General features: G+C 56.7%; 15 protein-coding genes. 7 read left to right on the top strand and 8 right to left on the bottom strand.

Annotated features, from left to right (window positions below):
* Positions 1-104: 104 nt before the first annotated feature.
* The 3 genes from Harman_RS11715 to Harman_RS11705 form a co-directional block, all read right to left on the bottom strand.
* On the bottom strand, positions 105-701 hold the full coding sequence (locus Harman_RS11715; protein ID WP_137683979.1) for a TetR/AcrR family transcriptional regulator: 597 nt from the start codon (positions 699-701) through the stop codon (positions 105-107).
* Positions 702-834: 133 nt separating this feature from the next.
* On the bottom strand, positions 835-3327 hold the full coding sequence (locus Harman_RS11710) for an efflux RND transporter permease subunit (protein WP_137683978.1): 2493 nt from the start codon (positions 3325-3327) through the stop codon (positions 835-837).
* 27 nt (positions 3328-3354) lie between these two features.
* Positions 3355-5289, bottom strand: coding sequence for a COG1361 S-layer family protein (locus Harman_RS11705; protein WP_137683977.1), 1935 nt, complete (start codon positions 5287-5289; stop codon positions 3355-3357).
* Between the two features lie 492 nt (positions 5290-5781).
* On the opposite strand from Harman_RS11705, the gene Harman_RS11700 reads away from it, so the two are divergent.
* Positions 5782-6381 (top strand): TetR/AcrR family transcriptional regulator, encoded by a 600-nt coding sequence (locus Harman_RS11700; protein ID WP_137683976.1) that lies wholly within the window; start codon positions 5782-5784, stop codon positions 6379-6381.
* 109 nt (positions 6382-6490) lie between these two features.
* On the opposite strand, the gene Harman_RS11695 is transcribed toward Harman_RS11700, so the two are convergent.
* Positions 6491-7354 carry a hypothetical protein gene (locus Harman_RS11695; protein WP_137683975.1) on the bottom strand — a complete coding sequence of 288 codons (864 nt, stop codon included), beginning with the start codon at positions 7352-7354 and terminating at the stop codon, positions 6491-6493.
* A 41-nt stretch (positions 7355-7395) separates the two neighbouring features.
* Between Harman_RS11695 and Harman_RS22255 the strand changes: the two genes are divergently transcribed.
* Positions 7396-7830 carry a DUF7521 family protein gene (locus Harman_RS22255; RefSeq protein WP_449271440.1) on the top strand — a complete coding sequence of 145 codons (435 nt, stop codon included), beginning with the start codon at positions 7396-7398 and terminating at the stop codon, positions 7828-7830.
* 51 nt (positions 7831-7881) lie between these two features.
* Here the strand turns inward: Harman_RS22255 and Harman_RS11685 are convergent, their stop codons facing one another.
* The 3 genes from Harman_RS11685 to Harman_RS21530 all read right to left on the bottom strand — a co-directional run bounded on the left by Harman_RS11685 (position 7882) and on the right by Harman_RS21530 (position 10981).
* Positions 7882-8706 (bottom strand): IS5 family transposase, encoded by an 825-nt coding sequence (locus tag Harman_RS11685; protein WP_137683973.1) that lies wholly within the window; start codon positions 8704-8706, stop codon positions 7882-7884.
* Positions 8707-8890: 184 nt separating this feature from the next.
* Positions 8891-10093 carry a DsbA family protein gene (locus tag Harman_RS21535; protein WP_200830883.1) on the bottom strand — a complete coding sequence of 401 codons (1203 nt, stop codon included), beginning with the start codon at positions 10091-10093 and terminating at the stop codon, positions 8891-8893.
* 3 nt (positions 10094-10096) lie between these two features.
* Positions 10097-10981, bottom strand: coding sequence for a hypothetical protein (locus Harman_RS21530; RefSeq protein WP_200830882.1), 885 nt, complete (start codon positions 10979-10981; stop codon positions 10097-10099).
* 1152 nt (positions 10982-12133) lie between these two features.
* On the opposite strand from Harman_RS21530, the gene Harman_RS11665 reads away from it, so the two are divergent.
* From Harman_RS11665 to Harman_RS11650, 4 genes are all read left to right on the top strand, one after another.
* Complete coding sequence (locus tag Harman_RS11665) at positions 12134-12385, top strand: hypothetical protein (RefSeq protein ID WP_137683971.1); 252 nt, start codon at positions 12134-12136, stop codon at positions 12383-12385.
* Complete coding sequence (locus Harman_RS11660; protein ID WP_137683970.1) at positions 12382-12852, top strand: nucleic acid-binding protein; 471 nt, start codon at positions 12382-12384, stop codon at positions 12850-12852. Before Harman_RS11665 ends, Harman_RS11660 begins: the two co-directional genes overlap by 4 nt.
* Positions 12853-13069: 217 nt before the next feature.
* Positions 13070-14404: a hemolysin family protein gene (locus tag Harman_RS11655; protein ID WP_137683969.1), complete on the top strand. Its 1335-nt coding sequence runs from the start codon at positions 13070-13072 to the stop codon at positions 14402-14404.
* A 79-nt stretch (positions 14405-14483) separates the two neighbouring features.
* Positions 14484-15455 carry an aldo/keto reductase gene (locus Harman_RS11650; RefSeq protein WP_137683968.1) on the top strand — a complete coding sequence of 324 codons (972 nt, stop codon included), beginning with the start codon at positions 14484-14486 and terminating at the stop codon, positions 15453-15455.
* A 36-nt stretch (positions 15456-15491) separates the two neighbouring features.
* Here Harman_RS11650 and Harman_RS11645 read toward each other — a convergent pair whose 3' ends face one another.
* Entirely contained in the window at positions 15492-16556 is a 1065-nt protein-coding gene (locus tag Harman_RS11645) for a Brp/Blh family beta-carotene 15,15'-dioxygenase (RefSeq protein ID WP_137683967.1), read from the bottom strand.
* Positions 16557-16706: 150 nt separating this feature from the next.
* Here Harman_RS11645 and Harman_RS11640 point away from each other — a divergent pair, with 150 nt between their 5' ends.
* Positions 16707-18230: a phytoene desaturase family protein gene (locus Harman_RS11640; RefSeq protein ID WP_137683966.1), complete on the top strand. Its 1524-nt coding sequence runs from the start codon at positions 16707-16709 to the stop codon at positions 18228-18230.
* The last annotated feature ends 33 nt before the right edge of the window (positions 18231-18263 follow it).

Here is an 18263-nt window from a genome sequence, read left to right as displayed (position 1 = left end):
CAATTACCGCACCCCAGTACAGAACACGCCCGCAAGTCAGCAAAAAGAGAGTATCACTGTCTCGCTCAGGTGTCGCCACAACGTGTTTATCGTATTAAGAGGTGTTATGCCATCAAATGCGAGTCAATATAAGAGAACAGAGAAGTCCTTGCTCGTGCTGTTGCGGCTTCACGGTTTGTTGTGAGACGGGTACACATGGCCCCTTTGATCACCGCCAGGATGTGCTCGGCTGCTTGTGCCGGATCAACGTCCCGAAAGACGTTTGTGCGGACCCCCCGGCGGACGGTTTTTTCGATGATTGTTTTGAGTCGGTTGTCGATCTCGGTGAACTGCTCGCGGAACGCCTCCTGGTCCAGCGCGTGCGGCATAATATTGACCAAGACGCAGTGAAGTTGGCGTTTCTCCTTTTTTAGCTGGCACGGGAGGAGTGTCAGTATGATGTGGTCAAGGTCGCCTTTCGGATGGGCGCCGATGGTCGTATTGACTGTCGATTCGAATCGGTCGATAGAAAACCTAAGAAAATCAAGGAGGAGAGCGTCTTTTGAGTCGTAGTAGTGATATATCGTCGATTTAGCCTTGTCGAGTTCGTCCGAAATACGTGATATCGAGAGTTCAGCGTATCCACTCTTAACCATTGCGTGGTGCGTTGCATACATGATTTCTTTCTCAGTGGCACCCAGGGTGTCACTATTTTCAGTCATGTGAACAGCCTACCCATGTTGTGGCTACGTTGCCAGCGCAACTCGGTTGCCTCGGACTGGACATGGTTCGGGCCAGAACTGGACCAGTTGATTTGGTCGTAACGGGCCACGAGTATGGGGAGAGGGGTACCCATTAATACGGACCCCCTGTTGAACGCGACGAAAGGAGTGTCTCGAGCGTGTTCCGACTGTGGTCCCAGATGACAATCGATGTCGGGAGGACCAGTATGGACGCGATGAACGAATAAAGAACGCTGACGGCAATCAGCAATCCAAACTGGCCCAGGATCGGAACAACGGCGAGGACGAGCACTCCAGTTCCGGATGTTGTGGTGACCATGCTGCCCGCCAGTGCACCACCTGTTCCCCGGACGCTGATGTCGATTGCTTCAAGCAAGCCGGTGTCGCCGCGGTACTCTTCGGAGAACCGATGCACAAGGTGGGCGGAGTAATCGATACCGAGCCCGATTCCAATCGATAACGTCGTTCCGGTGAGGACGTTGAATGGGATATCCAGATACCGCATTGTCGCAGCCAAGGCGGCAATAGTGAGCAGTATCGGCACGAGATTCGCAGCGCCCAGTCCGGGACGACGTTCAAGTAGCCAGTAGGCGAAAAACAGGAACGCTGCAGACGCAAGAATTGCGAGAGCCAGGCTTATGTACGCCGATTCTGCGATTACGTCCGAGACGGCTTTCAATACTACAACACTGCCGGTCGCAGTCGCCTCCATCCGGAACTCATCCGCGACGGCTCTCGTATCATCTGTCACTTCCTGTTGACTCGCATCGGACTCGACGGAGTACACGATGCGCGTTCGCGCGTAGTCATCAGTCATGTACGATTCCGCCCGGTCACCGTACGGTGAGTCATACAACGCGTTGTAGATGGTCGGGAGATTCTGGTCGGGCACGCCGTTACCGTTCTGGTCGTTCTTCGCGACGAGTTGACGGAATTCCGGCGAAGCACGCTCATACTGGTTAATTACGGTGAGAATACTTGTCGTATCTGCACTCCCGCCGGCTGTAACAAAGGAGTCGGGTGGGTCCTGATTTGCCCGGTGGATCTCCTCTAACGCTGTTCCGTCCTGAAACGACCCTTCAACATATATTGTTACTGTGTCACTCTCACCGCTCTCAAACGTGTCTTCAAGATAATTAATCTGTTTCGTGACTGTGTACTCGCTTGGAGCCACAGCTTCCGGCAGAACCTCAACGTATCCGGGATTTTCCTCCGGTGGGAGAAAGTCTTCAGTAGTGAACCGGGTATCAATCCCTGTTCCATACGCCCCCATAGCTGCCGTAGACACCAGCACGAGGGCAAAGAAGATGTACGGAGTTTTACGAGCGATTGAAACACCGACAGTTAGCGACTTCCCGACTGCGGAGTCCTCAGACCCGATCGGAGCGATACTGAATTCGGGGAGGGTGTATCGCTCACGCTGTCGGTCCATGAAGTGCTTCAACGACGGGAGGAAGATGCCGAAGATGAGGAACGTGAATATGATTCCGACGCTGGCTACGAACCCGAGATCACGGATCGGGCCGAGTTGGCTGGTCCCGTTTGCGGCGAATCCCAGGACAGTCGTTCCTGTCACAATGAAAAACGCGGGGAGCAACTGGTCGGTTGCGGTCCGCATTGCAGACGTTGGTTCGATGCCATCGACCCGTTCTTCGCGGTATCTGTTCACAGCGTGAATCCCGAAATCGATCCCAATGGCAAGGAGCAACGGTGGGACTGTGATCAACATCTGCGTGAAGGGGATCCCGGCCCACCCCATGAACCCGAATGTCCAGATAATCGCCATCGCAAGGGAGACCAAACCAATTAACAGATCAAATGGATCCCGGTATGCGATAATGAGGAAGAACAGAATCAGGACAACAGCAGCGGGGACGACGAGTCCCAGCGAATCGGAGATGACACTGTTCAACTCAGCAGAAATGAGTCCACTGCCGAACACAGAGATGTCACCGTCAACTGAACTGACAATGAACTCCGCTTCTTGTTGAATAGGCGTCAGTGGTGATGACCCCTCTGTCCCAGCACTGCTTGAGACGCCTGAAACTTCATGTGTTACAGTCGTCAGTGTTGCAGATGCCGACGGCTCCTCTCGGTTCAGGTCGTTGCTGAGAAGTCCTGCGATTGACGGCTGCTGCTCAAGCGTCGTTCGGGTGGCGGATTTAACCTCTGTCTGTGAGGCTGCTTCGACGGCATCGATCTGTTCAGGCAGTGTCTCTGCGTCCGGGTCCAGCGTCTGAGCGACGGCCTGTGCGACACTCGTCGTTCCGACAACGTCCTGTGATTCGCGCTGTGTAAGCCGGTTTTGGGCTTTCAGCATGTTGAGGATAGCCGGCTTCGACAGGACGTTCTGGTCCTTTTGAATAAGCGTCGTGGAACCGGTACCTTCACCGAACGGTTCGCGCTCGAAGTTGTCGTTGACCTCGTCGAACGCTTCCTGTGCGGGAACGCCCTCAGTGAACTGTGATGTCCCCGAGTCAGTCGCGGTCATCCCGAAACCAGCCGACAGAATGAGGGTCGTGACGATGAACACAGCGACGACTGTCTTGTCACGGGTGACAATCCAATCGTCTAGTATGTCTATGTATTTCTGATAATCTAGCATTGTGACATAGATGTTAGCCTCGGACGGTTACTGTCGCCTGTACCAGACGATGCCGCCAACGACTACCAGGAGCCCAATGCCACCAACCAACCACAGCGGCGTCCCCCCGCTTTCGGACTGGTCCGAGACATCTATTGGGAGACTGTAGGTGTCAGAAACTCGTTTTTCACCATCAGGCGTTTCATACTGGAAGTCTAGATTGAGCGGATACGTCTTCTCCAGCGCATCGCTTCCCGCCGAAAGCTGGACGGAGACCGTTTCCGACTCTCCGGGTTCCAGTTCAGCGATGAACGTTTCGTCGTCACTACTGCTGAGCGGATCATTGACGAACGCCTTACCCTCAATGCTTCTCAGCGTGGTGTCCTTTGTGTTGGTTATCGTAAACGTGATTGACCGGTCTTGTCCCACACTGAGCGTCGAGTTCTGTATTTCGATGTCGAATTCGTCCTGACTGCCAGCCACCCGTGAACGGACCTCAAGTGTGTCCGCTTCGACCCTGTCGCCGTTATCGTCGCGGTAGCTCACGCCGAAGTCAAACTGTCGAGCACCCGCCTCTGCGCTGTTGGACACATCAACGCCAAAGCTGAAGTTGGCTGATTCGCCCGCTGCAAGATTTCCAACAGCGTACTGTGTCTCTTTCGTCGACAGTGTCGACTGCTGACTTTCCCATGTGATGACGACGTTCTCAACGTCACGCGTCCCAGTGTTTGTGATGATTGCACTCAGTGATCCGTCTTCACCGGCTTGCAGCGACGTTTCGACGTTGGACACGTCGAAGTTCTGTTCCGGCGCAGGACTGAGGCTTAACTGCACATCATCATACGTGCTGGTATCGCCTTCCTGATCCTCATACTGCACGCTGGCTGACAGCGCGTAGCTTCGGTCCTCGGCATCGGGGCTCGCCGTTGTATCGACCCGGACAGTCCGGACTTCGCCCGGTTCCCATGCTCCCACGTATGCGGTTGTGGAAGAGCTCTGTCCAAACGTTATATCTGCGTTCTGTGAAGTAAACGTAACAGATGCATCCTCAACAGTCAACGGGCCCGTGTTGCGGAGTTGGACCTCATACGTGCCTGTGTTACTGACGGCGACAGAACTGCTTGAATTGACGACCGAGAACTGCTGTTGAGGATCAGGTGCGACTGCGACAGATTGTGATACGGATTGCGTTCGGAGGCCATTCTCTTTATCAAATCCAACGGACAATGCAAACCCATACGGTTCAGGTTCCGCGGCTTCAGAAGAACTCACACGGTAGTTGAACGTCCGGACCTCTCCCGGTTCCCACTTATCAACAAATCGCGAAGTGGCATCGCCACCGCTCATTGTGAGATCTTGGTTCTGTGATTCCAGTGTGACCGCAGCGTTCCGTGCGGCGCTCCCTCCGGTATTTTCGACGCTCACTGCCACCGTGCCTGTAGAGTCAACACGTGCCTCCGAATCAATATCAGTCACATTGAATGTGGCATCATCGGTAACGTCGATCTCGATGTCGACAGTTCGGGTTTCCTCGTTTTCGACTTGTGATCCCGTCCTTTCAGAAATATAACTCGCATACTCATAATTGAGTTTCAGTCGTGCCTCGTACGTGCCGGAACTAGCGCCTTCGTCAACGCTAATATCAAACGGGACTGTCGTCTTCGGACCCACTTGTAGCGTCCCAAGGCTTCGTTTCGAGTTTTTGACCGAAATCGGCGCGTCACCAGGTTTGAATGACACAGTAAGCCCCTTCGCCGTTGTTACGTCGCTGTTCAACGCCGGGTTTTGGGCGGAGCCGCTTTCAAGATCGCCGCTGTTGACCAGTGAAATTTCTATGGTTTTTTGCTCGCCTGGAGAAACATTGTCGTCTTCCAGTGTTGCATCGATATCGGGACTTCCAACGACTATCGCAGTCGCCGTCCCGCTGGTTACGGTGATCCCGATTACAGCCAGGAGTAACAGTTTGTAGGATGTAGAGACCATGATATTAGCGGTTCCATTCAAGCCGGCTCTCTTTGGTAGCCATAAACAACTCTGTAATTCTTCGTTTCTCGGTCCTCATTTCCTTGCTGTTGACTAAACATTCAATCACGTATAGTGCTTTCGTATCGTTCGGAAGGCAGATGGAGACAGTTGCTTGATCAAACAACTACTACCCGATATCGATTCCGCTATCAATTGATTTTAATACGGATTCTACTGATCTCCAACTCTATAACGCGTTAAGCTTCAGGGTGAATCGGATTATGCCTCATAGAGAAGTATGAGACGGTTTAATGCGATCGTTAGAACGGAGGGGTGACAGTATATTTAAGGATATTGAATGTATAGTCAATAATATAGCGACCTGAACTCGTTGTGCAATTCAATGGTAGAAAACTTAACTCAAGTTACTCCCGTTACTTACAAAAAGAAACAGTAAAACCGTGAGCCATTTGAACCGTACCAGACAAGCACGAAACGGACGACGTAAAGATGACTAACAATATATCCTTTTTTCAGAATCCAGACGGGACCCGCGAGGAAATCCTTGAAGCTACATTCTACGCATTACGTCGGCACGGGTACGCGGATCTGACTATTTCAAAGATAGGTGATGAATTCGGGAAGAGTCAGTCACTGATATATCATCACTACGATGATAAAGATGAGCTGTTGGTAGATCTTCTGGATTATATGCTGGAACAGGTCGAAAATCAGGTCCCACTACCCAACCAGTCCCCAGAGGAGTATATCGAGATAATCGTTGACGAAATATTTGGCACCAGCAGCAACAGCGATATCGAGTTTTCGCAGGCTGTCATTGAACTACGTGCGCAAGCAGCACACAACAATGATTACAACCGCCTCTTTCGCAGGAGTGATGACTTTATTCGAAAACAGATTGCTCGTGTCATCCAAGCGGGTGTTGATGCAGGCGCATTTGCTGTCGAAGACCCATCCCAGACAGCCGCGCTGTTCCAGACGGTGTTAATCGGTATTCAGGCAGAACGGATTACCAGCGACGAGAAAACCATTGACGATGTGAGAACCGAGTTTCAGCGGTATATCAAGAACTGCTTGCTCGCTGAGTAGCCTTTCACAGTCGAGTCTAACTGAGCGAGTAAGTCCTCACCAAGAGTGGCGACAGCGTAGTCGATGCGTAGCTCGTAAAAGTCGTCTCGATGGATTCAGCGCGAAGAAATCAAATCGTACCGGCAAGCTGTAACATCTCCACGAAACTATCTGTATTAGCCATGAGAGCGCTTATGCCGATGACATCGAATCCCAGCCCGAGGACCAGCAGGAAAAGTCCCCGAGCACCCGTTCTCAACGCGGCACTTTCTGGCTCATCGTTCGCCACTATCAGGTTCCCGTCCACCGGTGTCATGACTCCATCTGCACCTCCGGCTCCACTCTCCGGTGCTGTGCTTGCGTTCCCAACGACGCTTACCGTTTCGCCGACACGGAGTGTTCCCTCTACAAGTTCGGTGGGGTCCTCAAACAGGCCGGAGTCTGTGTCCGCCGACGGCTCCAGATCAAGTCTCGCTTCGTCCACCTGTTCCAGCAATTCTTCACCTATGACTGTCTCCGTCTCGTGTTTCAGTGAGAGACTCTCTTCTGAGGGGTTGACATATATCTCCGCCGTCCCGTCAGAGATGATGAACGGACTGTATTCGATGCCAGCGTCGATAGAAGGGTCCCCAGTCCCCTGCACCTGGTGGTAGATATTGTACTCGTATGCAACGCACTCTTCTTCCCGAATCGGTGATACGAGGGTGTCGTCTGGCCGAGGCGGGCGAACAGTCCCGTGGACCCGAACTAACCCATCAGTCGCGACAGCCTCACGAAGTGGCACTGAATCGATAGTCAATAATCTCCACGAGTCCCTCACGCTTTTGACTCCACGGATCGTCGCAGCCACCCCTAGCACAGTCGCGATGACCCCACCGGCTACGCCGGGCAGAGCTCCGTAGACATCCAGTATGGGGACTCCCAACGAGACGGTGCCTGCGAGACATTTGTCTACAAGCACGTCTTGTGCCTCTGTGCTCTCGGTATTAGGCATACTGTTCGTGTACTGGCACTGACCGTGACAACAGATCACAAATGGGCCAGCTACTTAGTACGGTAGCGGAATATATTCGTTCTCCTGATTACCGTAACTTGTCCTCATATTCTCTCTACTGTCTCATAATTGGAAGTACTATTTCCAAATGTTGGGAACACGCCAAATTATATAGTACGGCGTCAGCGAGAGTTCGAACCAGAATGGACCTAACCATACTCGCTTTAACCACAATCAAAACAGTGATTCTGGTTTGTGGGACCGTACTAACGTGGCTCACGTACAAGGCCTACCGTCGAAAGAAAGCGTCTCACTTGCGAGCGCTTTGTCTGGGAATCGGTTTCATCACGACAGGAACGCTACTCGCCGGAAGTGCTCATCAGCTCCTCTCCCTGCCAGTCGTCGAAAGCGCAATCATTCAGAGTAGTTTCACTGCCGTCGGATTCGTGATGCTCATGTACTCACTGTACTCTTGACGCCTATAGTTCCAGAACAACGTGCTCTGTTGAATAGATGCTGAATCATAGTTAGAGCGGCTCACAGAGCGTTTCTATGTTTGTGATGGCGAACATCAGGACAATTTCACGGAACTGTCGATACCAGCCAAGCGCTCGCACGGCATCGCCGAGCGAGCGCTTTGTTGTCGAATACGAAGTTTCAGCCATCCAGCGCTGAGTGTACCCTTTTGACCGGATGAGCGCGTTATTCGCGGTTGCGTTCAGTGAGGAACCGCGGTAGTGTACAAGATAGTCGATATCTAGTGCAGCAATCTCGTACTCGGTGTTCCAATCTTGGAAACCAGAGTCAGCGGCGACGGACTGCAGGTCGTCCGCGTTCCGGCGGACGACCTGCGGTCCGGTCTTCGTGTCGTGTTGCCACCGTGCTGAGATATGTACGTCAAGCACAGCCAGTGACTCTATATCGGTTAATGTCGTCACTTTCAGCGTTTTTACAGTGCTTCCAGACCGCTGTCGGTAGTACGATGAGGCCGAGCGTCGGTCGAAGAACGTGCTGTCGAGTGCTACGTGACCAGACTGCGGGTGTTGCTGCGCTGAAACGCGCAGCAACGCCCGCCACACCCACATTTTGAGCCGATCAAACGATTTGTAGATCGTCGTGTAATCCGGGAGATCGTCTTGATCAAGGTCAAGAATGTCGCGGAGTTCCGCCATGTATTTCAGCCGATTCGGCGTTTCACGGAAGCTGTGCTCTTCTTCGAGTCGGAAACAGTGCAACACAACGTGGATCCAGCGGGCGAACCCGCCGCTGGCGGGCTCGCCCGCATGCTTCCCTAACGCTTGTTTAGCTAGATGCCGACACTCTTCAACGAAGTCGAGGATGTCGATTTCCATGACAGAGTCGATTTCCTCGGCTTCGTCCTTCTACTCCGCGATAACAGCTAATTAGATCGCTATTCAACAGAGCAGTATGAAGTGGTGTGGGAGCAAAACGTGTGACACTGAGGGATCTTCGCATCCTCTATTCCAGCATCAGACGTCTAGAACCTATAACTCGGGAAACCGGTGTGAAATCGATTTAGAGCGTCCAGAACTTTTCGCCGCTGACCTCGAACGACGAAACACTGTCTAGATCTTGGAGACGCTGAACGGCTTCCTCCCGCTGGACTCCGTACACCTCCATCACTTCCGGGGTAGCCACAGGCCCGTGTTCCTCCACGAATCCCTGCAGTTCCTGAGGCTCCTGCTCATCGATGCCCTGGAACGTGAACTGGGTCTTGAAGTCCGAGTACCGGACTCGGCCATTCTTCGGAACGGGATTCCCTTGGATCTCCATGAAGGTGAAAGGAAGCTCACCACACTCCCCGACCTCCAGTTCCACTCTATCCAGATCCTCCTCGAACCGTTCCTGGTCCAGACCGATATCTGACGCCGACTCAATCAGGACTTCCCGGTCGTGGATATCGCGGCCAGCTGCAACACCGTGACGCCACAACGCCCTGATGTAATCCATTCCCCGGGACTGCTCGATAGCTGCCTCGAAGGCCTTGTTGACCAGTTCCGTAGACTCCGGCGGATCATCGTCCCAGAACGAGGGATCAACCGGCATACCGAACTGCTGTCCGGCGTCAATCCACTTCTGTTTCTCCTGCTCCGGGTCAACTTCACGGACTGGAGCTGGTTTGTAAAAGAGTTCGATCTCTTCACAGTAGCACTCTTCGACACGTTTCATCACCGGTTGGACGCCCCAGGACATCGCGCTCAACGCATCGACCTCCTGAACCACGACCACAGTCTCATCTTCTTCCTCGTCCTCGTCTTCATCTTCCTCTTCCTCGGCGTCCTCCTCCGTGTCTTCCTCTGACTCAGGTTCGTCGACGTCGTCTTCCGGTTCTATATCCGGCTCCTCGATGTCCGGGACGTCTGGCTGATCTTCTTCCTCCTCGTCTTCACCGTCGTTGGATTCATCCGTGTCTTCGGAATCGTCGCCTTCTGCTGGCTCAGTTCCTGTACCCGTACCAGCACCTGCACCAGCTCCTGATCCAGCACCACCAGAAGCAGCACCAGCGCCAGCCGCGGTACCAGCAGCACCGGCAGCGCCCGCGGCAGCAGCACCTGCACCGCTATCAGATTCCTGCTCAGAGTCATCGCTTCCGTCGCCGCCACCGTAATCATCTAAACCGGGCTGCGAGTGATCATCTGCCGATCCTTCATCCTGTGAATCATCGTCATCGGACGAACCGTAGTCGCCGCCGCTGTATGAACCCATGAAGATAACCATCGTTCAGTTGTCCTCCTTCCTGCCGCCGAACTCGTTCATCGGCCTCTGCTCCTGCCCGTCGTTGACCGACAGCTTGGCCTCCCGGCCTTCCTGAAACTCGGGCCACAGACCTTGCGAAAGCCCGTCTTCCGTCGAGCAGTCGTCAGTCCACTGCCGAAGCCCAGTCGCTCCACGGACACGCGGAGCGAAATCCAGTAAATCGTCCTCTGCAAGCCGTCCGATCAGGAAAACGTCCTCCATATCCAGGGCGGCTATCGAGTTCCTGACGTGGCTCCGAAGTACGTTGATCGCGTTCCCAGCATCCCAGCCAGTGTACTGGACGGCGTAGAATGCGAACTCTTCGTAGTCAAACTCATCGAACAGCTCCTGGTACTCCGTGAAGTGTTCGTACTTCCAGCCCTTGTTCGTCGGGATCAACCGGACATCGAAGTCTTGCTTGATAATCTCCTTTTGAAGATCCCGAACGTGGCCAGTATACGCCTCGATAGCATATTCCTGGATCTCTTCGTCCATCCAGTTGTAGCTGTAGACCACGTCCGGAACGTAGATCGCTGGCTGCGCCACCTCCAGCAAATCCACTACGTCCTGGAAAGTACGCCTGTTCACGTACTCATCGTGCTCCGTCCCAAGGATCACCGGGATATGCCAAGGCTCCAAAACCTGGCTGAGATCCCCGTCCCGCTCTTTCACCTCTTCAGCATCCGAGAAATTAATTATCACGTACTCGACTTCCCGGTTGCCGTCGAGCCACTCCTCGAACTCCTCGTCAGGAAGCTCAACACGGGGATGAACACCTCTAACCGGCTCGTATATCCGGTGAGAATTAACCGCTTCATGCAGTGTTTGCTGTCCTCTACCGAGTTCTCTTGTGTCTACGTGCGAACTCAAAGTTTGCTCTCCGTCTCCGTCTTGTTTTTCGTAGTGGGAGACATGTCAACATACACTTCCAACCCCCATATAACTAACGCCGAAAAAGGCGTCTAGGGCGGCCTAAGACCCTTAATCCGAGGCCTGTAGCTGCCTCAAAATAATACTCGCGGTCTGATAGATAATTAATGGTAATGAACTGACTACAAGCAATAGCAGGTATCGCAGAACACAGGAAACACAGTTACTCAACGTACCAGGACTCGATCCGCTGGACAGCGTGTATATCACGCTTGTAGTATGCCCGCCTACCATCCGGTTTATAACTGTGATCAGAGGGTAGTTTGACTTGCCGGGATTTCTGCAGAAGCGTAGGTGTTGATTCGACGAATACGTCGTATCCTTCTGCCTCTTCCCCTCGAAATGTTTTGAACCTGAATACAAGACGGAAGGAGAGATCGTCACACAGTCGTTTCAACCTCCGAATGAAATTATCTCCGCCAAATGGCTCTCTTTGATTATTATTCTCGCTTTAGAATCCTTTAATTTTCTCCCAGCGAGATCTTTCACTGGACAGCGGCATACGACAAAATTCCATTGCACGGTCAACCGGCACGAACGGAAGTGGACTGTCTTTGATCCGGAATCCGTCCTCCATCGGCATCTGTATCAATCTATTCTGTATAGATCTTAGATTCTCTTCAGAGGGTTCTATAGGAAAGAAGTATTGTGCCTTTACAATCAACTCGAAAGAATTCAGTCCTCCGCTACTCATTAAATTTCAACAGTTTCCTCAACTACTAAAATTCCATTCATTTATTGAGTTGTTTTCGTCACTAAGTATTGCCAGACAAGTAATTGACCCTCTTAAAAAAGAGTGGTCTAAGCCAAGCCAAATATTAAATCAAATTATCTAGATTCAGTTCCTAGAACTTGGTCTTGATAGGATAATTAGCGTCTTTCGAAAGTTTCTAGTCGTTTCCGATAATATAGAATAATGTGGTAACTGTAGTACCACAGTGAGTTGACATGAGTGCCGAGGCCGGCATTTTTCACGGTCGATAGCGTCTCTAACGACATCTAGCTGTGGCCACAGTAGACATAGGCCCCGGTCGAATACACGCCAAGTAGGCAGACACGGATTTAAGAACATTGCCGAGCAATCACACGAATATGGCCGCCGAAATCTCCGACCGGGTTCGAGAAATTGCCGAGGCTCGCGGCCTTCCGGAGTCCGAGGTATTCGAACAAGCTCTCGAACGCGGTCTCGAAGACCTGTGGGAAGATATCGTTCTTGCGCGGTACCTAGACGACGAACTGGACCGCGAAGAAGCAATCGACCGTGTCGGCCGGACGAAAGTCGAGCGAGCAGAACGAGAACGTGAGGTTGTCGAGGAAGATGTCGACTGGGGCTTGAACGCGTGACACTTGCGGCTGTCTCGGACACGGGGCCGCTCATTCACCTCGCCGAAATAGATTCGCTTGAACTGCTCTCGACGTTTGACACGCTCCTCGTTCCAGAGACGGTTTACGAGGAAGTTGAGGCCGGTGGTGTTCCGGACGGATTGGCCGACCTCTCGTACGAACTCGTCGAAGCCGAGGAAAGCCAACTCGGATCTGAAGAACTGGATGCCGGGGAACGTGCTGCGATTGCGGTCGCAGAGGATCGGGGCGTCGTTCTCTTGACCGACGACCTCGCAGCCCGAGAGGCAGCGTCTGCCGCTGGCATCGAAGTTCACGGTTCCATCGGCATCATCGCGCTCGGTTACGGCCGCGGATTGCTCGACAGAGATGAAGCGGTATCGCGTATGCGAGCACTCCAGCGTGAGACGAGTCTCTTCGTGACCGAGGCAGTCGTAGAGCGCGGCATCCGGATGCTGGACGAACGGTAACGGAACAAGCGGACTCCAGAGGCGCGTTAAATACTTCCACTATGGATAGATTGTGAGTTGTGAGTGCCGAGGCCTTTCCCGTGAATTCGCTATCAGCGCTTAGAAGGAGGTGATGGCAGTCACTTGCACACGCCGATTCCAGCACTTTAGTATGTCGGCCGTAATGCATCGGTATGCACACACCGAAAGCGACTGACGCCGCCGTCGGAGAGTTGCGATGGTAAACGTCGCGCTCTCGGCGGCACAGCTGGTGCTAGCGCTGTTCCTCGTTGGACTGAACGGTTTCTTCGTCGCCGCGGAGTTCGCTTTCGTTCGCGTGCGCGGCACGTCGGTCGATCAGCTGGCCGAGGAGGGGCGGGCCGGTTCGGGGTCGCTCCAGGCGGTGATGACGGACCTCGACAACTATCTCGCGGTGACCCAGCTCGGCATCACGCTCGCGTCGCTCGGTCTGGGGTGGGTCGGTGAGCCCGCCGTCGCGGCGCTGCTCGAACCCGTTCTGGCCCCGGTGTTGCCCGAGAGCCTCCTCCACCTCGTCGCGTTTGCGGTCGGGTTCAGCATCATCACGTTCCTCCACGTCGTTTTCGGCGAACTCGCGCCCAAAACGTTCGCTATCGCCCGGACAGAACAGCTCTCCCTGTGGCTCGCACCGCCGATGAAATTCTTCTACTACCTGTTTTACCCGGGTATCGTCGTGTTCAACGGCTCGGCCAACGCCTTCACGCAACTGCTCGGTGTCCCGCCGGCCTCCGAGACGGACGAGACGCTCGGCGAACGCGAGATACGGCGGGTACTGGCCCGCTCCGGCGAGGAGGGGAACATCGACACCGCAGAGGTACAGATGATCGAGCGCGTGTTCGACCTCGACGACACCAACGTCCGGGAGGTCATGGTCCCGCTGCCAGACGTGGTGAGCGTGCCCGCCGACGCCACGCTGTCGGATATTCGAGCGCTCGTCCTCGACGAAGGCCACACGCGCTATCCGGTCGTCGACGCCGACGACAGCAATCAGGTCGTCGGGTTCCTCGATGTCAAGGACGTGGTCCGGGCGAGCGAGGAGGGCGACGGCGACGCGACCGCCGAGGACATCGCCCGTGAGGTCCTCGTCGTTCCGGAGACCACCGCCATCAGCGACCTGCTGTTGCAGTTCAGGCAGGACCACCAGCAGATGGCGGCGGTCATCGACGAGTGGGGGTCCTTCGAGGGTATTGCGACGGTCGAGGACGTGGTCGAGGCTGTCGTCGGCGACCTGCGCGATGGGTTCGACGTTGAGGATCGGGAGCACTCGATACATAAACGAAGCGACGGGAGCTACGACGCCGACGGCGGCGTCCCGCTGTCGACAGTCGCCGACACGCTGGGCGTCGAACTCGACAGCGACGCATACGAAACCCTCGGCGGGCTGGTACTCGGCGGACTCGACCGTGCGCCCGAAGTCGGCGACAGCGTCGAAACCGCTGGCTACGTCTTCGAGGTGATGAGCGTCGACGGGGCTCGCATCACGACGATCCGCATTAGCGAGGGCGACAGCGACGACTCACCGTCGACTGAGTGAGCAGCCGTTCAGAGAGGGGATCTGCCGCCTCTCGTCCGGGTGGCACAGCATTTTATACCGCTGTGGCCGACCGGGCGGTATGGAGTACTCGACGTTCGGTTCGACCGGCATCACCGTCTCGGACATCTGTCTCGGCTGCATGAGCTTCGGGACGAACGGCGACGAGTGGACGCTCGACGAGGACGAGAGCCGTGCGGTAATCGAGCGGGCCATCGATCTGGGCATCAACTTCTTCGACACGGCGAACGTCTACTCCGACGGCGAGTCGGAAGCGATTCTGGGCGACGTTATCTCGGAGTACGACCGCGACGAGTTCGTCATCGCGACGAAGGGATACGGCCAGATGCGCGAGGACGACCCCAACTCCGGCGGCCTCTCTCGGAAGGCCATCGAGCAGGAACTGTCGAACTCGCTTTCCCGGCTGGGGATGGACACGGTCGACCTCTACCAGATTCACCGCTGGGACGACGACACGCCCATCGAGGGGACGCTCCGGGCGCTGGACGACGCGGTGCGGCGCGGCCAGGTCCACCATCTCGGGGCGTCGTCGATGTGGGCGTACCAGTTCGCCGAGGCGCTGCACACGTCCGAGCGCCTGCACCTCGACCGCTTCGTCTCGATGCAGAACCTCTACAACCTCGTCTATCGGGAAGAGGAACGCGAGATGCTGCCGCTGTGTGACAAAGAAGACATCGCGGTGATGCCTTGGAGCCCACTGGGCGCTGGCTTCCTGACCCGCCCGCACGAGGAGTTCGACGCGACGACCCGCGGAGAGCACGAGGCCGAAATCGGTCGGCCGTACGCGGCGGGCGGCGGCAGGGAAATCAACGAGCGCGTGGGGGAACTCGCCGCCGAGAAGGGCGTTTCGATGGCCCAGATAGCCCTCGCCTGGCAGTTCCACAAGGAGTGGGTAACGACACCAATTCTCGGGACTTCGAGCGTCGACCACCTCGAAGCAGCCGTCGAAGCCCTGGAAATCGATCTCAGCGAGTCGGACATCAAGTACCTGGAAGAACCCTACGAGCCGGTCCCGGTTTCGGGTCACGAGTGAGCCGTCGCCGTTGCGGTAGTACAGCGGTGTCCGCCGTCACGGTACGTACCAGATGCCCCGGTCACGGTCGAGCAACGACCCGACGACAATGTGGGGCAGCGCGACGATGCTGATGAACATACTCCAGAACGCCACCGCGCCGGGGAGCAGGTCGCTCGTGCCCAGCGGATTCGGGAACGCCCAGTAGACGGCGACGAGAACGCCGAAGGTGGCCAGCGCTCCGACGACGAGAACGACCCAGGCACGCAGTGCGACGGACGAGGGGTCCGCGCCGCCGAGCAGGTCCCAGCGCTCGTCGCCGACCGGTTCGTCCTCAACGGCTGCCGTCCGTGCCACCTGCCGGGCGGAGTACCAGAACGGGAAGTACAGCCCGACAGCGACGAGGACGGGCACGAACGCGAAGTAGGCCGTCAGCAATAGCGACTCCCCCGCGTCGACGAGCCAGGAGCGGCCGCCGCCGCGGGCGTAGCCCAGGAGGATATGTGTCGTCAGGGCGAGGCCGTAGCCGGACCCGATGACGAGCCGGGTCGTGTCGAACGAGCCTGCGTACGACGAGAGCGCCCCGGGTTCGACGAGCCCGACCATCAACGCGCTGAACGCGTAGAACGTGTCCGGCCAGAACACGATGGGGACGAGCATCACCGCGCCGCCGCGGACGGCCGCCGCGAGCCCGCGCTGGAACCGGGACTGTAGGTGCTCAGTGCCGCTCGTGGCTTCGAGTACCTGTCGGCCGCCGAGGCCACCCTTCGCCATGGCGACGGTCAGCGCCAGCGCGAGGCCGGCGACCGGAGCCACGAGGAACAGGCCGACGAATCCACCGATGGCTGCCAGATACACCGTGACGTAGCGCCAGCGAAAGGAGGGGCGACGGCGACGAAGGTTCTCGAAGTGTTCGTAGCCGCCGTGGGGGAGATTGAGCGCGACCATCCCGACGAGGTAGACGACCATCTGTGCCCGGAGCGGGACGCTGACGCCCGCTACTCCGAGGAGGCCGAAGACAACGGCAAGTACCAGCAGGCTCGCCCGCGAGAGCCAGAGCGACGGATGGCGGTTGATGTCCCGATTGCGCTGCCAGACGGACCCCAGGCCGGTCGTGGGCATACGGCGAGCCTAGGGAAACGCTCACAATAAACGATGTTGCGAATTCCATCGAACTGAGAACACCGGGCGAGAGCCCGTCGGCACTGCTGTCGTTGTGAGTTTCTGAGAATCCAGACAACCCTTTTTCAAATATAGTCGCTAGCGCTTGCTATGCGTGATGGCCTCCCTCGCGACCGGACGGTGACCGTCGTCGGCGGCGGCTTCGGCGGCCTCTCCGCGGCGTGCTACCTGGCCGACGCCGGAGCCGACGTGCGACTGCTCGAACGCCACGACCGCCTCGGCGGCCACGCAGGTGTCCTCGAACGCGACGGCTTCCGGTTCGACACCGGCCCGTCGTGGTACCTGATGCCCGACGTGTTCGAGCGCTTCTTCGGCCATTTCGACCGCGAACACACGGACTACTACGAACTGGAGCGGCTCGACCCCCAGTACCGGGTGTTCTGGAAGGACGGCGACCGGGTGACGATGCGGCCCAACCGTGAGAACGCCCGCGAGGTGTTCGAGTCCTACGAGGAGGGGGGCGGCGACGCCCTCGTTGAGTACCTCGACACCGCCGAGCGCAACTACGACCTGGCGATGGACCGGGTCGTCTACGAGGGCCGCGAGCGGCTACGCGACTACGTCGACACCGACCTCCTCCCGCTGGCCCCGCGGGCGCGGCTCTTTGGCTCGATGGACGACTACGTCGGCCGCTACGTCGACCACCCCAAGCTCCGGCAGTTGCTCGAATACACGCTTGTGTTTCTCGGCGGCGCGCCCCACAACACCCCCGCGCTGTACAGCATCATGAGCCACGTCGACCTGAACATGAACGTGTTCTACCCTGAGGGCGGTATCGCCGGCGTCGTCGACGGTCTCGGGTCGCTGGCCCGGGAACTCGGCGTCGATATTCGGACCGGGACCGAGGTCCAGCACATCGCTGGCGAGGCGGGGGCGTTCGAACTGACCACCGAGGACGGCGTCGTCGGCTCTGACATCGTGGTCAGCAACGCCAACCCCGCGTACACCGAGCAGAATCTCCTCGACCCCGCCGCGCGCGACCACGACCCGAGCTACTGGGACGACCAGACCTACGCGCCGTCGGCGTTCATGCTGTATCTCGGCGTCGAAGGCGACGTAGAACCGCTGGCGCATCACTCGCTGGTCCTGCCGACGGACTGGGACGGTCACTTCGAGCAGATATTCGACCGCCCCGCCTGGCCCGACGACCCCGCGTACTACCTCTCGGTCACGTCGAAGACCGACGAGACGGTCGCCCCTGACGGCCACCACGCCGTCGTCGTTCTGGTCCCCATCGCGCCGGGGCTCGACGACGGTCCCGAGATTCGCCAGGAATACCGGGAGTTCGTCCTCGCGGACCTCGCCGAACAGACCGGCGTCGACCTGCGGGACCGCATCGTCGTCGAGGAATCGGCGTGTGTCAGCGAGTTCGCCGACCGCTTCGGCGACCCGCAGGGAACGGCCCTTGGGCTGGCCCATACGCTGTTCCAGACCGGGCCGCTCCGCCCCGGTCACCGCGCCGGCCTTGACGGCCTCTACTACACTGGGGGCTACACCACGCCCGGTATCGGGATGCCGATGTGTCTCATCAGCGGCGAACACACCGCCCGGGACATCATCGAGGACAGCCCGTTCGAGACGAAACGGGACCGGTCGGTCTCGACGGCGGACTGACGCTATCTGTTCGCCGCTCAGTTCCGACAAACG

This window comes from Haloarcula mannanilytica, assembly GCF_005406125.1.
In the GTDB taxonomy this organism is placed as follows: Archaea; Halobacteriota; Halobacteria; order Halobacteriales; family Haloarculaceae; genus Haloarcula; species Haloarcula mannanilytica.
This window is presented reverse-complemented; position numbering and strand designations above follow the sequence as displayed.

Excerpts from the sequence above, each read along its gene's own strand:
- Harman_RS11715 (WP_137683979.1), bottom strand. The coding sequence starts at position 701 with ATGACTGAAAATAGTGACACCCTGGGTGCCACTGAGAAAGAAATCATG.
- Harman_RS11710 (WP_137683978.1), bottom strand. The coding sequence starts at position 3,327 with ATGCTAGATTATCAGAAATACATAGACATACTAGACGATTGGATTGTC.
- Harman_RS11705 (WP_137683977.1), bottom strand. The coding sequence starts at position 5,289 with ATGGTCTCTACATCCTACAAACTGTTACTCCTGGCTGTAATCGGGATC.
- Harman_RS11700 (WP_137683976.1), top strand. The coding sequence starts at position 5,782 with ATGACTAACAATATATCCTTTTTTCAGAATCCAGACGGGACCCGCGAG.
- Harman_RS11695 (WP_137683975.1), bottom strand. The coding sequence starts at position 7,354 with ATGCCTAATACCGAGAGCACAGAGGCACAAGACGTGCTTGTAGACAAA.
- Harman_RS22255 (WP_449271440.1), top strand. The coding sequence starts at position 7,396 with ATGGGCCAGCTACTTAGTACGGTAGCGGAATATATTCGTTCTCCTGAT.
- Harman_RS11685 (WP_137683973.1), bottom strand. The coding sequence starts at position 8,706 with ATGGAAATCGACATCCTCGACTTCGTTGAAGAGTGTCGGCATCTAGCT.
- Harman_RS21535 (WP_200830883.1), bottom strand. The coding sequence starts at position 10,093 with ATGGTTATCTTCATGGGTTCATACAGCGGCGGCGACTACGGTTCGTCC.
- Harman_RS11665 (WP_137683971.1), top strand. The coding sequence starts at position 12,134 with ATGGCCGCCGAAATCTCCGACCGGGTTCGAGAAATTGCCGAGGCTCGC.
- Harman_RS11655 (WP_137683969.1), top strand. The coding sequence starts at position 13,070 with ATGGTAAACGTCGCGCTCTCGGCGGCACAGCTGGTGCTAGCGCTGTTC.
- Harman_RS11650 (WP_137683968.1), top strand. The coding sequence starts at position 14,484 with ATGGAGTACTCGACGTTCGGTTCGACCGGCATCACCGTCTCGGACATC.
- Harman_RS11645 (WP_137683967.1), bottom strand. The coding sequence starts at position 16,556 with ATGCCCACGACCGGCCTGGGGTCCGTCTGGCAGCGCAATCGGGACATC.
- Harman_RS11640 (WP_137683966.1), top strand. The coding sequence starts at position 16,707 with ATGCGTGATGGCCTCCCTCGCGACCGGACGGTGACCGTCGTCGGCGGC.